This is a genomic window from Stenotrophomonas sp. 89682_Sma (genome assembly GCF_056481405.1).
Map to the genome: position 1 here is coordinate 3,497,837 of NZ_CM151147.1, position 13,032 is coordinate 3,510,868.

The window sequence follows — 13,032 nt, forward strand, 5'->3', positions numbered from 1 at the left end:
GGCATTCCGTGGGTTGGCGGGGCGGTATCGGAGTGCGGGGACGCCGTAAACCCGTCCATGGGGGCTTGGCAGCCGCATCCATGCGGCTGACACCCCGCACTCCGACACCGCCCCGCCTTCGACAGGTTCACTCGGCTGTTGGTAGGTGTCGACCTTGGTCGACACATCTGTCAGATATCGAAATTCAAACTGGGGTCGGATCCGTTTTCCTTCGGAAAACGGATCCGACCCCATGCCATTCCAACAGCTCACGGAAAACTGTCGAAGGCGGGGTGGGTCCGGTTGCGGGAGTGTCCGCGGCATGGATGCCGCGGCCAAGCCCCCAAGGGTGAGGGCGCTTTGCTTGCGAAGCACTGCTTCGCAAGCGCCCGAACGCACAGCCGCCAGCGGCTGGGCCGGACCGCGGAGCGGGGTTTACGGCGTCTCCCGCAACCGGGCCCACCCCGCCCACCCACGGATAACCAGCTTTTGCTTTTGACGTTGATTCGGCAGGTGCAGGGCTGCAAGCCCTGCCGAACACCCCCTACCGCCGGGGAGCCAGCTGCTCCAGCAGTTCCCAGGACTTCAGGCCGCGTGGCCCGAGGTGATGGGCCAGCACCCGCCGCATCGGCAGGCGCAGGCTGGCCAGGTCGGCCGCATCGGGTTCTTCGTCGGCGGCCAACGCCAGCAGCGCCGAGCCGGTCGCGGCTGCCCGTCGTTCCCCGCCGCGCTCGCTCAGCAGGCGCTGCGCGCCTTCCTGCGGATCCAGTTCGTAACGTGCCGCCGGGTCGATCGGCTGGCCGTCGCTGGCACTGTCCAGTTCGAAGCCCAGGCCCAGTGCGGTCAGCAGTTCGCGCTCGAAACGACGCAGCGTCCAGGCCAGGCCGGCACCGACCGCCAGCCGCGCGCGCGCTTCGCCATAGGCCAGATACAACTCAGGCAACGGGTCCTGGCGAGGTGCCAGGCGCAGGGTCAGTTCACTCAGGTAGAAGCCGGCCAGCATCGCCTGGCCGACCAGCCGCGGTGCGGCGTCCAGCGCTTCGGCGCCGCGCAGCTGGGCCAGTTCACCGCGCTGCTGGGCACTGAAGCGGATCCACTGCAATGGCTGCAGGGCGGCGCGCAGCACCTGGCCCTTGGCGGTGGACACGCCACGCGCGAGCAGGCCGATGCGGCCATGCTGCGCGCTCAACACCTCGACCAGCAGGCTGCTCTCGCGGTAGGCCCGTGCATGCAGCACGAAGCCGGTGTCGTCCTCGATCATCATCGAAGCGACCGCAACGGCTTACTCGTAACCGAAGGCCTTCAGCGCGGCCTCGTCATCGGACCAGCCTTCACGCACGCGCACCCAGGTCTCAAGAAACACCTTGGCCCCGAACAGGCGCTCCATCTGCAGGCGGGACTTGGCGCCGATCTCCTTGAGGCGGGCGCCGCCCTTGCCGATCACGATGGCCTTCTGGCCTTCGCGCTCGACCCAGATCACCGCACCGATGCGCAGCAGGTTGCCGTCCTCGGTGAAGCGTTCGATCTCGACGGTGGTGGCGTACGGCAGCTCTTCGCCAAGCTGGCGCATCAGCTGCTCACGTACCAGTTCGCCGGCCAGGAAACGCTGGCTGCGGTCGGTGATCTCGTCCTCGCCGAACATTGGCGGCGCTTCCGGAAGCAGCTTCAGGACGTCGCGCACCAACGCCTCCAGGCCGTTGCGTTTCTGCGCCGAGATCGGATGCACGGCAGCGAAATCACGACCTTCGGCCACCTGCTGCAGGAACGGCAGCAGCGCGCCCTTTTCCTTCAGACGGTCGATCTTGTTGACCACCAGCACCACCGGAATGCCGGCATCGCGCAGCACATTGAAGGCCAGGCTGTCTTCTTCATCCCAGCGACCGGCCTCGATCACCAGCAGGCCGGCATCGACACCCTCCAGCGAGCCGCGCGCGGCACGGTTCATCACCCGGTTCATCGCCCGCTTCTGCACCTTGTGCAGGCCGGGGGTGTCGACCAGCACCAGCTGGCCTTCCGGATAGGTGGCGATGCCCAGCAGGCGATGGCGCGTGGTCTGCGGGCGGTTGGAAACGATGCTGACCTTGGCGCCGACCAGGGCATTGGTCAAGGTCGACTTGCCCACGTTCGGGCGGCCGATGACGGCCACGCTGCCGCAATGATGGGGAGTTTGTTCGCTCACTTGGAATCCAGTTGTTCTAGGGCGGCCGCAGCCGCCTGTTGTTCGGCAAGCCGCCGCGAGGCGCCTTCGCCCTCGGTGCTGGCGGCCGGGTCGGCTACGATGCAGCGTACCCGGAAGTGCTTGGCGTGGTCGTCACCGGATTCTGACACCAGTTCATACTGCGGCAACGCCTTCTGTCGGGCCTGCAGCCATTCCTGCAGGCGGGTCTTGGGGTCCTTCTCGGGGCGGCCGGAGGCCGGCAGCGCCTCGATCGAAGCGCTGAACCAAGGCAGTACCACCGCCCGGCAGGCCTCGAAGCCGGCATCCAGGTAGATCGCAGCCACCACGGCTTCCACCGCGTCGGCCAGGATCGAGTCGCGGCGATGACCGCCGGACTTCATTTCGCCCGGGCCCAGGGTCAGCCGCTCGCCCAGCTGCAGGGTGCGCGCGATCACCGCCAGCGCGCCCTCACGCACCAGCTCGGCACGGGCACGGGTCATCGCCCCTTCGTCGGCCTTGGGCCAGCGTCGGTACAGCGCCTCGGCCGCCATCATGTTGACGATGCTGTCACCGAGGAACTCCAGACGCTCGTTGTGCGGCGCACCGGCACTGCGATGCGTCAGCGCCTGCTTGAGCAGGGCCGGATCGCTGAAGGCATGACCAATCAGGTCGCCACGTTGGATGAATTTACTGGGCACCGCTTCGTGTCAGGTCCTGGGAAGAATCGAATTTGCCAACCACATCGAGGTTGCCGATCAGCTGGCGGCGCACTTCGTAGTTGACCTTGAGGGTCCAGCCATTGTCGCGACGATCGAACTTCACGTTGGCCGGCTTCACATTGTCCGAGTAGTTGATGTACAGGCGCTTGAAGAACAGGTCCTGGATCCGCGACGGCTCCATGCTGCCCACACCCGGCTCGTTGGCCAGGCTCTTCATCGCCGAGCGCACGGCGTAGTACTCCTGGTACATCGGGAACAGCTTCATGCCGATGTAGAGAAAGAATCCAACCACGATCAGGACCGTCAGGAACGAGGTCAGGGTCATGCCGCGCTGCGTGTTCATCGTCTTCATTGCGTTCTCCCCAGATACGCGTTGGATGTGAAAATACTCGGTTGATGCCCGATCAGTTGATGCTCGAGCCGATCCGCGACGGCTCGAAGCCATCCTTGCAGAACCAGCCCTGGCAGTTCAGCCAGATCAGGAAGGCCTTGCCGCGCAGGTTCTCCTCCGGCAGCAGGCCCCAGAAACGGCCATCGTCGCTGTTGTCACGGTTGTCGCCCATCACCAGGTACTTGCCGGCCGGCACGGTCCACTGGCCCTGGCCACGCGGATAGTCGGTCTCCAGCACGGTGTGGGTGCGGCCCGGCAGGTGCTCGACAAGCAGGTTGGCGCCCTCGCCCTGGCCCTTGTGGCCGGCGTAGATGCCCTTGTTGTCGTACTTCAGCGGCTCGCCATTGAGGATCACCCCGTCGCCTTCGAAGACCACGGTGTCACCCGGCACGCCGATCACGCGCTTGATGAAGTTCTCGCCCTTGGCCGGGTCGTTGTCGCTGTGGCCGGGGAAGTGGAACACCACCACGTCGCCACGCGAGGGCTCGCCGAACGGCACGATCTTGGTGTTGCTGATCGGCAGGCGCAGGCCGTAGGAGAACTTGTTGACCAGAATGAAATCGCCGATCAGCAGGTTCGGCATCATCGAGCTGGACGGGATCTTGTACGGTTCGGCAATGAAGCTGCGCACGATCAGCACGATCGCCAGCACCGGGAAGAACGCACGCGAGTAATCCACCAGCACCGGCTCGGAATCGAGCAGGCCGGCGCGCTGGGCGCGACGCTTGGCGAGGTACAGCTTGTCCGCAAGCAGGATCAGGCCCGAGGCCAGGGTCAGCACGACCAGGAGGATCTCAAACAGTTTCATTCAGGGTCCTTTGCAACGTCACCGGACGACCGGCCCCGCAGGGCCGGTGCGGGATTACTTGTTGTCCATCTGCAGCACGGCCAGGAACGCTTCCTGCGGGATCTCCACACGACCGACCTGCTTCATGCGCTTCTTGCCTTCCTTCTGCTTTTCCAGAAGCTTCTTCTTGCGCGAAACGTCGCCACCATAGCACTTGGCCAGCACGTTCTTGCGCATGGCCTTGACCGTGGTACGGGCGATGATCTGCGAGCCGACCGCAGCCTGGATGGCGACGTCGAACATCTGGCGCGGGATCAGGTCCTTCATCTTCTCGCACAGCTCGCGGCCGCGGCGGTCGGCATGGCTGCGGTGCACGATCAGCGACAGCGCGTCGACCTTGTCACCGTTGATCAGCACATCCACGCGAACGAACGGACCGGCGTCGAAGCGCACGAAGTGGTAGTCCAGCGAGGCATAGCCACGGCTGACCGACTTCAGCTTGTCGAAGAAGTCCAGCACCACCTCGGCCATCGGCAGCTCATAGCTGATCTGCACCTGGCTGCCCAGGTAGTTGATGCCGATCTGGCTGCCGCGCTTTTCTTCGCACAGCTTGATGATGTTGCCGATGTACTCCTCGGGGGTGAGCACGTTGGCACGGATGATCGGCTCGCGGATCTCCTCGACCTGGTTCACCGGCGGCAGCTTGGCCGGGTTGTCCATGTTGATGATCGAGCCGTCGGTCTTCAGGACCTCATACACCACCGTCGGCGCGGTGCTGATCAGGTCCAGGTTGTATTCGCGCTCCAGGCGCTCCTGCACGATCTCCATGTGCAGCATGCCCAGGAAGCCGCAGCGGAAGCCGAAGCCCATCGCCTCGGAGCTTTCCGGCTCGAAACGCAGCGCGGCATCGTTCAGGCGCAGCTTGTCCAGCGCTTCGCGCAGGTCCGGGTAATCCTCGGCATCGACCGGGAACAGGCCGGCGAACACACGCGGCTGCATTTCCTGGAAACCGGGAAGCGGCTTCGGTGCCGGGTCGCCGGCCAGGGTCAGGGTGTCGCCGACCGGCGCACCGTGCACGTCCTTGATGCTGGCGGTGACCCAGCCCACTTCACCGGCACGCAGCGCCGGCAGCACTTTCCGCTTCGGCGTGAACACGCCGACGTTGTCGACCTGGTGATTGCGGCCGGTGGACATCACCTGCAGCTTGTCACCGGCCTTGATCTCGCCCTGCATCACGCGCACCAGCGAGACCACGCCCAGGTAGTTGTCGAACCAGGAGTCGATGATCAGCGCCTGCAGCTTCTCGGTGTCGCGCGGTGCCGGCGGCGGGATGCGATGCACGATCGCCTCCAGCACGTCCTGCACGTTCAGGCCGGTCTTGGCGCTGACCGGCACGGCGTCGGAGGCGTCGATGCCGATCACGGCCTCGATCTCGGCCTTGGCACGCTCGATGTCGGCGGTCGGCAGGTCGATCTTGTTGATCACCGGTACCACTTCCAGGCCCTGCTCCACCGCGGTGTAGCAGTTGGCCACCGACTGCGCTTCCACGCCCTGGGCAGCATCGACCACCAGCAGCGCGCCTTCGCAGGCGGCCAGCGAGCGGCTGACTTCATAGGAGAAGTCGACGTGGCCGGGGGTGTCGATGAAGTTCAGGTGGTAGGTCTGCCCGTCCTTGGCCAGGTACGGCAGCGACACCGACTGCGCCTTGATCGTGATGCCACGCTCGCGCTCGATCGGGTTGGAGTCGAGCACCTGCGCTTCCATCTCGCGGGCCTGCAGGCCACCACAAAGCTGGATGATGCGGTCGGCCAGCGTGGACTTGCCGTGGTCGACATGGGCGATGATGGAGAAGTTGCGGATGTTCCGCATCGAATCAGAAGACATAGGTGGCGGCGGCGCGCGGCGTCGTCAGGGTAACGGTCGATTATCGCATGCCCGGCGCCCCGCCGCGAAAGCGGTCTCATCGGGGGCCGCCCGGAACGGCCGAAGCCCCGCCAGGGCGGGGCTTCGGGGGACGGACAAGGGCCGCAGGGGCGGCCCGGGCAGGCCTTACTGGCCGGCCTTCACCGCCACGAAGGCGCTGTTGCCGTTGCCGGTGCGCACCAGCAGCATCACCACGTCGTCCTTCTTGTAGCTGGACAGCGCCCGGTTCAGGCTCTCCACGCTGCCGACCGGGGTGCGGCCGACCTGCAGGATCACCATGCCAGGAGACAGGCCGGCATCACGCGCCGCCTGGCCCTTGACCCCGGTGATGCGCACGCCTTCGTTGCCATCCAGGCCGAACTGCTTGCGCTGCGGCGCGGTCAGATCGCTCACGTCCAGGCCCAGCAGGGCGTTGGCGCCGGCCTGCGGTGCCGCATCGGGCTTGGCGGCAGCCGCCGCACGGGCATTGCCCTGACCGTCTTCGCTCAGCGCCGTGAGCGTGGCACTGAGATCGCGCGGCTTGCCATCGCGGATCACACCCAGGGTGACCCGGCTGCCCGGCGCCATCGCACCGATCAGCGGCGGCAGGTCGGACCAGCTGTTGACCGGGCTGCCGTTGACCGAACGCACCACGTCGCCGATCTGCACACCGGCCTTCTCCGCGGCACTGCCAGCGACGATCTGATTGACCAGCGCGCCACGGCTGTCGGGCAGGCCCAAGCCCTGCGCCTTCAGCGCATCGATCGGCTCGACCACCGCACCCAGCTGGCCACGGGTGACCTTGCCGCTCTTCTTGATCTGCTCGACCGCGCTCATCGCCAGGTCGATCGGGATCGCGAAGCTGATGCCCATGTAGCCGCCGGAGGCGGAGAAGATCTGCGAATTGATGCCGACCACTTCGCCACGGGTGTTCAGCAACGGACCACCGGAATTGCCCTGGTTGATCGCCACGTCGGTCTGGATGAACGGCACGTAGCGCTGGTCGGCGCCACCGGTGCTGCGGCCCAGTGCACTGACGATACCGGCGGTGACCGAGTGGTCGAGACCGAATGGCGAGCCGATCGCGACAACCCATTGGCCCGGCTTCAGCGTGTTGGAATCGCCCACGCGCACGGTCGGCAGGTTCTTGCCATCGATCTTCAGCAGCGCCACGTCGTACTGCTGGTCGCTGCCCACCACCTTGGCGTTGAACTCACGGCTGTCGCCCAGCTTGACCTTCACGTCGCTGGCATCGGCCACCACATGGTAGTTGGTCAGCACATAGCCGTCGGGCGAGATGATGAAACCCGACCCCATGCCGCGGCCCTTGATGCTGGGGCCACCGTCCTGCCCACCCGGTCCCTGCCCCGGCATCGGGAAGTCCGGGCCGAAGAAGCGGCGGAAGAACTCCGGCATGTCGTCGTCACCGCCCATCGGGCCCCGCGAAGCCTGGCGGTTGTTGCGGACGATGGTGGTGTCGACGTTGACCACACCCGGCCCGACCTGTTCGACAAGGTTGGTGAAATCGGGCAGGCCGCTGACCAGCGGCTGTGCCGGCGCCCTCGGCGCGGCGGCCGGAGCAGCCCGGGTCGGAGCGGCCGGAGCCGGGGCCTGCGCGCAGGCCATCAGCGGCAGGGTCAGGGCCAGCAGGCCAATGGCCTGCGTGCGGAGTCGGGGAGTCATCGGACGGCAACCTCCGGATCGGATGGAAAGAGGAATACGGGCCCCGCCGGCGGCGGGGCGTGAAAGCGCCCGGCTCAGTCGCGCGGGCGCGGCGGCACCGGCAGGTCGTCCTGCAGGCGCGGCTCGAACGGGTAGAACGCGGCGCCACCGGTATGGGCCGGGAAGCTGGCATTGAGCGCGCCGCCAGCGGCAGGCGCCAGGCTGGAACGCGGCCACGGCCGGGCCTGCAGCCCACCAACCTCACCAAACGGCATGTTGCGGCCGGTATTGGCCGGTACGGTCGGGGTCAGCGGCGCCTGCGCAGAAGCCACCGCGCGCTGCGGCACGTCCTCACGCTGGGCGACACGCGCGGCCTGCTGGCTGCGGGTGGCACTGGCGCGGCGGCTGTCCTGGCGGCGACCGGCAGCGGCCATCGCCAGGGCGGGAGCCGCCGCCACGGCCATCGCGGCAGTGTCTGCAGAGGCCTCGGTCACCGGGGCAGGATTGGTCGGCGCGGCCGGCAGCTCTGCCTGGCTGGCGATCACCTGCGGTGCCAACGGCTCGCCCGGGGTGGCTTCCTTCAGCTTCTCACCGCCCATGAACAGCGCGACCGCCGCCACCGAAGCGGCCAGTGCGGCACCACCGCCCCAGGCCCGCCAGCCACTGCGACGCACCTGACGGCGTGGCTCGGCCTGCGGCGCAGGCTCGGCGGCGATGGCGGCAGCCACGGCGGCACTGAACCCGGCCGGCGCCAGTGCCGACGCCTGCCCGCGCATCACATCGCCCAGCAGCTGCCAGCGTTCCTGGCAGCCGGCCAGTTCGGGGTCATGCTCCATCCGGCGCAGCAGGAAGCGCGCTTCATCGGCACCCAGCTCGCCATCGACCAGGGCCGACAGCTGCTCGCGATGGCGCTGGTCCAGGCGCTGCCCGGCGGGCGATTGATGGTTCTGCGATTCGTTGAACGGATTACTGGTCATACGCGGCTCTTCTCACGGGTGGCGCTGCCGATGTCCAACAGCGGCCGGAGTTCGGTGTCGATCGCCTCGCGCGCCCGGAAGATCCGTGAACGCACGGTGCCGATCGGGCACCCCATTTTCTGCGCGATTTCCTCGTAGCTCAGGCCTTCCACCTCGCGCAGGGTGATCGCCGACCGGAGCTCTTCCGGCAGCGCGTTGACGGCCTTCATCACCGTCTGTTCCAGCTCCTGGCGCATCAACTCGCGTTCGGGCGTGTCGGTGTCGCGCAGGCGCGTACCACTGTCGAACTGTTCGGCATCGCCGATGTCGATGTCATCGGTCGGTGGCCGTCGATTGTGTGAAGCCAGGTAGTTTTTGGCGGTATTCACGGCGATTCGATGCAACCAGGTTGAGAACTGGGCATCGCCACGGAAACTTCCGATCGCGCGGTAGGCACGGATGAAAGTGTCCTGGGCGACGTCCTGACATTCGCTCCAGTCGGCGATGTAGCGACCGACAAGGGCCACCACGCGATGCTGGTACTTGCGCACCAGGACATCGAACGCGGCGCTCTCGCCGTGCTGCACGCGCCGGACCAGTTCCAGATCCAGCTCCTGTGGTGTATCAACCTCGGCCATGAGGGGCCGCACTCCTGTCAGCCCAACCGACGTCGGGCAATGAGACTGCCAATCCCGGGAAAAGTTCAGTCGCCGATCACCCGGCGCCGCACCAGCTTTTAACCACCGTTCCGTTAGCGTCCCGGTCCACGGCCATGGATCCGGGGTCGCCACTCCCCTGCTATTGGGATTTGACGCGGGGGAAACAACCTCTGGATCATAGCCGCTTCTCCATACACAACCGGATGGAACGTCCATGCTCTCAGGCTTCGATGGTCTCCGCTTCAGCCACTGGCACCCCGAGATCCGCGACGACGGCGTGGTGGTCCTCTCCCTGGATCGTCAGGACAGCAGCGTCAACGCGATGTCGCAGGACGTGCTGCTGGAACTGGGGGACCTGCTGGAACGCATCGCGCTGGACCCGCCCAAGGGCGTGGTGATCCAGTCGTTGAAGAAGGCGGGGTTCATTGCCGGCGCGGACCTGAAGGAGTTCCAGGAGTTCGACCGCCACGGCACCGTCAACGATGCCATCCGCCGCGGCCAGGCCACCTACCAGAAGCTGGCCGAGCTGCCCTGCCCGACCGTGGCGGCCATCCACGGCCACTGCCTGGGCGGTGGTACCGAGCTCGCACTGGCCTGCCGCTATCGCGTGGCCTCCAATGACAGCAGCACCCGCATCGGCCTGCCGGAAACCCAGCTCGGCATCTTCCCCGGCTGGGGCGGCAGCGCGCGCCTGCCGCAGCTGGTGGGTGCTCCGGCGGCGATGGACATGATGCTGACCGGCCGCACCCTGTCGGCCTCGGCCGCGCGTGGCATCGGCCTGGTCGACAAGGTGGTGGCACCGGCGGTGGTGCTCGATACCGCCGTGGCGCTGGCCCTGTCCGGCACCACCCGCCCGTTCAAGCAGCGCGCCACGGCGTGGGCAACCAACACCTGGCTGGCCCGCACCCTGCTGGCCCCGCAGATGGTCAAGCAGGTCGCGCGCAAGGCGAAGAAGGACCAGTACCCGGCGCCCTACGCGCTGATCAGCACCTGGCAGCGCAGCGGCGGCAAGCCGATCCAGGCACGCCTGGATGCCGAACGCCGTGCGGTGGTGAAACTGGCCAGCACGCCGACCGCGCGCAACCTGATCCGCATTTTCTTCCTGACCGAGCGCCTGAAGGGCCTGGGTGGCGGCGACTCCGGCATCCGCCACGTACACGTGGTCGGCGCCGGCGTGATGGGCGGCGACATCGCCGCGTGGGCCGCGTACAAGGGCTTCGACGTAACCCTGCAGGACCGCGAGCAGCGCTTCATCGACCCGGCCATGGAACGCGCGCAGGCGCTGTTCGCCAAGAAAGTGCGCGACGAGAGCAAGCGCCCGGCGGTGGCCGCACGCCTGCGTGCCGACCTGGAAGGCAACGGCGTGGCCGAGGCCGACCTGGTGATCGAAGCGATCATCGAGGACCCGGACGCCAAGCGTGCGCTGTACCAGACGCTGGGGCCGAAGATGAAGCACGACGCGCTGCTGACCACCAACACCTCGTCGATTCCGCTGGCGGAACTGCGCGACCACATCCAGCGCCCGGCGCAGTTCGCCGGCCTGCACTACTTCAACCCGGTGGCGCAGATGCCGCTGGTGGAGATCATCCATCACGATGGCATGGCGCCGGAAACCGAGCGCCGCCTGGCCGCGTTCTGCAAGGCGCTGGGCAAGTTCCCGGTGCCGGTGGCAGGCAGCCCGGGCTTCCTGGTCAACCGCGTGCTGTTCCCGTACATGCTGGAAGCGGCCACCGCGTATGCCGAAGGCATTCCGGGCCCGGTGATCGACAAGGCGGCGGTGAAGTTCGGCATGCCGATGGGCCCGATCGAACTGATCGATACCGTGGGCCTGGACGTGGCCGCCGGCGTCGGCCGCGAGCTGGCGCCGTTCCTCGGCCTGCAGATTCCGGCCGCGCTGCAGACGGTGGAACCGGACAAGCGCGGCAAGAAGGATGGCCAGGGCATCTACACCTGGGAGAACGGCAAGCCGAAGAAGCCGGACGTGGCCAGCGATTATCAGGCCCCGGCCGATCTGGAGGACCGCCTGATCCTGCCGCTGTTGAACGAAGCGGTGGCGTGCCTGCACGAAGGCGTGGTGGCCGATGCGGACCTGCTGGATGCGGGCGTGATCTTCGGCACCGGTTTCGCCCCGTTCCGTGGCGGCCCGATCCAGCACATCCGTGCGGTGGGTGCCGATGCGATCGTCGAGCGGCTGAAGGCGCTGCAGCAGCGTCACGGCGACCGCTTCGCCCCGCGCCCGGGCTGGGACAACCCCGCCCTGCGCGAACCGGTGGTGTGAGTTGATCGGCCGGGCCTGCGGCCCGGCACCCGCGTTTCAAACCAAAGCCAAAGCCAGAGCCGGAGCAACAGCCGGCTCTGGCTTTTCTGTTTGGTGGGCGGGGCGGTGTGAGCAGGCAGGACACGCCGTAAACCCATCCATGGGGGCTCGATGGCGCCATCCATGGCGCCAACGGTCCTGCCTGCCCACACCGCCCCACCCCTGACAGATTTCCGGTGACGGTGAGTGAACTGCGATGACTGGTAGGTGTCGACCTTGGTCGGCACGGATCATTACGAACTGGTGGGTGTCGATCTTGGTCGACACCAGGAGCGAAGCGACCGGCGTTTGATTTTGATTTTCTTTTTTCTTCTACGTGGCTGGACAGCACACGGAAACTGTCAGAGGTCGGGCGGGTGGGTTGCGCAGGACCGTTGGCGCCATGGATGGCGCCATCGAGCCCCCATGGATGGGTTTACGGCGTGTCCTGCGTAACCCACCCCGCCCGGCCAAGCGCAGCTTTTGCTTTACACGACCAAGCAACCAGCCACGAGGGGCTGCGCCGTTGGCTGGAACAACCTGTTACCCATACGGGGCATGTGCCCGTCACACCTGCATGCGATGCTGGCGCTCTGATCCCTGCAGTGAGAACGCCCGCATGACCACCATCATCGCCCCGCGCGCGCACGACATCGGCGGCCTCGAAGTCCGTCGCGCCGTCCCCACCCTGCAGGCCCGAAGCATCGGCTCGTTCGTGTTCGTCGACCAGATGGGCCCGGCACTCATGCACCCCGGCACCGCCATTGACGTGCGCCCGCATCCGCATATCGGCCTGGCCACCGTGACCTACCTGTGGTCGGGTGCGATCGGCCATCGCGACACGCTCGGCTCGGACCAGGTGATCCGTCCCGGTGACGTCAACTGGATGACCGCCGGCCGCGGCATCGCCCATTCCGAGCGCACGCCGCAACCGGACCGCGACCATGACAACCCGATCCACGGCATGCAGACCTGGGTCGCGCTGCCGAAGTCGCACGAGGAAATCGAACCGGCGTTCTACCACCACGCGGCGGCCACCCTGCCCGAGCAGCGCCGCAACGGTGCCTGGCTGCGCGTGATCGCCGGCCGCGCCTATGGCGAGGAATCGCCGGTGAAGGTGTTCGCCGACACCCTCAACGTGGCGATCGATCTCGACCCGGATGCGGAGATCGACATCGACGACGGCCATCGCGAACGCGCGTTGTACGTCCTCGAGGGCGAGGCGCAGCTGGATGGCGTGGACATCCCCGCGCAGCACCTGGTGATCCCGGAAGCCGGCGCACGTGGCCGCCTGCGCGCGAAGACCCCGGTGAAGGCGATGCTGTTCGGTGGCGAACCGCTGGATGGCCCACGTCACCTGTGGTGGAACTTCGTGTCCAGCTCGAAGGAGCGCATCGAGCAGGCCAAGCACGATTGGGAAGCCGGCCGCTTCGGCACCATTCCGGGCGACGACAAGGAATTCATCCCGCTGCCGCAGTACTGAACATCGCGTGTTGCACACATCCGAAGGTGTATCCCTGCAC

General features: G+C 66.9%; 11 protein-coding genes. 2 read left to right on the forward strand and 9 right to left on the reverse strand.

What is annotated here, in order from left to right; translation table 11 throughout:
- Nucleotides 1–523: 523 nt before the first annotated feature.
- From recO to rpoE, 9 genes are all read right to left on the reverse strand, one after another.
- A complete protein-coding gene (gene recO, locus ACZK29_RS16295; RefSeq protein WP_111205293.1) occupies nt 524–1,243 on the reverse strand; it encodes a DNA repair protein RecO in 720 nt (239 codons plus the stop codon).
- 18 nt (nt 1,244–1,261) lie between these two features.
- Nucleotides 1,262–2,158, reverse strand: a complete 897-nt coding sequence (era, locus tag ACZK29_RS16300) for a GTPase Era (protein ID WP_478446240.1) — start codon at nt 2,156–2,158, stop codon at nt 1,262–1,264.
- Nucleotides 2,155–2,835 carry a ribonuclease III gene (gene rnc / locus ACZK29_RS16305; protein ID WP_111205294.1) on the reverse strand — a complete coding sequence of 227 codons (681 nt, stop codon included), beginning with the start codon at nt 2,833–2,835 and terminating at the stop codon, nt 2,155–2,157. The genes era and rnc overlap by 4 nt, the downstream gene beginning before the upstream one ends.
- Nucleotides 2,825–3,208 (reverse strand): DUF4845 domain-containing protein, encoded by a 384-nt coding sequence (locus ACZK29_RS16310; RefSeq protein ID WP_005410601.1) that lies wholly within the window; start codon nt 3,206–3,208, stop codon nt 2,825–2,827. Before ACZK29_RS16310 ends, rnc begins: the two co-directional genes overlap by 11 nt.
- Before the next feature lie 52 nt (nt 3,209–3,260).
- Nucleotides 3,261–4,055, reverse strand: coding sequence for a signal peptidase I (gene lepB / locus ACZK29_RS16315; RefSeq protein ID WP_014038087.1), 795 nt, complete (start codon nt 4,053–4,055; stop codon nt 3,261–3,263).
- A 54-nt stretch (nt 4,056–4,109) separates the two neighbouring features.
- Nucleotides 4,110–5,903: a translation elongation factor 4 gene (gene lepA, locus ACZK29_RS16320; RefSeq protein ID WP_164145992.1), complete on the reverse strand. Its 1,794-nt coding sequence runs from the start codon at nt 5,901–5,903 to the stop codon at nt 4,110–4,112.
- Nucleotides 5,904–6,083: 180 nt separating this feature from the next.
- Complete coding sequence (locus tag ACZK29_RS16325) at nt 6,084–7,619, reverse strand: DegQ family serine endoprotease (protein WP_478446241.1); 1,536 nt, start codon at nt 7,617–7,619, stop codon at nt 6,084–6,086.
- A gap of 74 nt (nt 7,620–7,693) precedes the next feature.
- Nucleotides 7,694–8,575, reverse strand: a complete 882-nt coding sequence (locus tag ACZK29_RS16330; RefSeq protein ID WP_111111342.1) for a sigma-E factor negative regulatory protein — start codon at nt 8,573–8,575, stop codon at nt 7,694–7,696.
- Nucleotides 8,572–9,192 carry an RNA polymerase sigma factor RpoE gene (rpoE, locus tag ACZK29_RS16335; RefSeq protein WP_005414197.1) on the reverse strand — a complete coding sequence of 207 codons (621 nt, stop codon included), beginning with the start codon at nt 9,190–9,192 and terminating at the stop codon, nt 8,572–8,574. The genes ACZK29_RS16330 and rpoE overlap by 4 nt, the downstream gene beginning before the upstream one ends.
- 235 nt (nt 9,193–9,427) lie before the next feature.
- Between rpoE and ACZK29_RS16340 the strand changes: the two genes are divergently transcribed.
- Both ACZK29_RS16340 and ACZK29_RS16345 read left to right on the forward strand, forming a co-directional pair.
- On the forward strand, nt 9,428–11,491 hold the full coding sequence (locus ACZK29_RS16340; RefSeq protein ID WP_478446242.1) for a 3-hydroxyacyl-CoA dehydrogenase NAD-binding domain-containing protein: 2,064 nt from the start codon (nt 9,428–9,430) through the stop codon (nt 11,489–11,491).
- Nucleotides 11,492–12,128: 637 nt separating this feature from the next.
- Nucleotides 12,129–12,992: a pirin family protein gene (locus ACZK29_RS16345; protein WP_478446243.1), complete on the forward strand. Its 864-nt coding sequence runs from the start codon at nt 12,129–12,131 to the stop codon at nt 12,990–12,992.
- The last annotated feature ends 40 nt before the right edge of the window (nt 12,993–13,032 follow it).

Excerpts from the sequence above, each read along its gene's own strand:
- ACZK29_RS16345 (WP_478446243.1), top strand. The coding sequence starts at position 12,129 with ATGACCACCATCATCGCCCCGCGCGCGCACGACATCGGCGGCCTCGAA.
- ACZK29_RS16310 (WP_005410601.1), bottom strand. The coding sequence starts at position 3,208 with ATGAAGACGATGAACACGCAGCGCGGCATGACCCTGACCTCGTTCCTG.
- rpoE (WP_005414197.1), bottom strand. The coding sequence starts at position 9,192 with ATGGCCGAGGTTGATACACCACAGGAGCTGGATCTGGAACTGGTCCGG.
- lepA (WP_164145992.1), bottom strand. The coding sequence starts at position 5,903 with ATGCGGAACATCCGCAACTTCTCCATCATCGCCCATGTCGACCACGGC.
- lepB (WP_014038087.1), bottom strand. The coding sequence starts at position 4,055 with ATGAAACTGTTTGAGATCCTCCTGGTCGTGCTGACCCTGGCCTCGGGC.
- recO (WP_111205293.1), bottom strand. The coding sequence starts at position 1,243 with ATGATGATCGAGGACGACACCGGCTTCGTGCTGCATGCACGGGCCTAC.
- ACZK29_RS16325 (WP_478446241.1), bottom strand. The coding sequence starts at position 7,619 with ATGACTCCCCGACTCCGCACGCAGGCCATTGGCCTGCTGGCCCTGACC.
- ACZK29_RS16330 (WP_111111342.1), bottom strand. The coding sequence starts at position 8,575 with ATGACCAGTAATCCGTTCAACGAATCGCAGAACCATCAATCGCCCGCC.
- ACZK29_RS16340 (WP_478446242.1), top strand. The coding sequence starts at position 9,428 with ATGCTCTCAGGCTTCGATGGTCTCCGCTTCAGCCACTGGCACCCCGAG.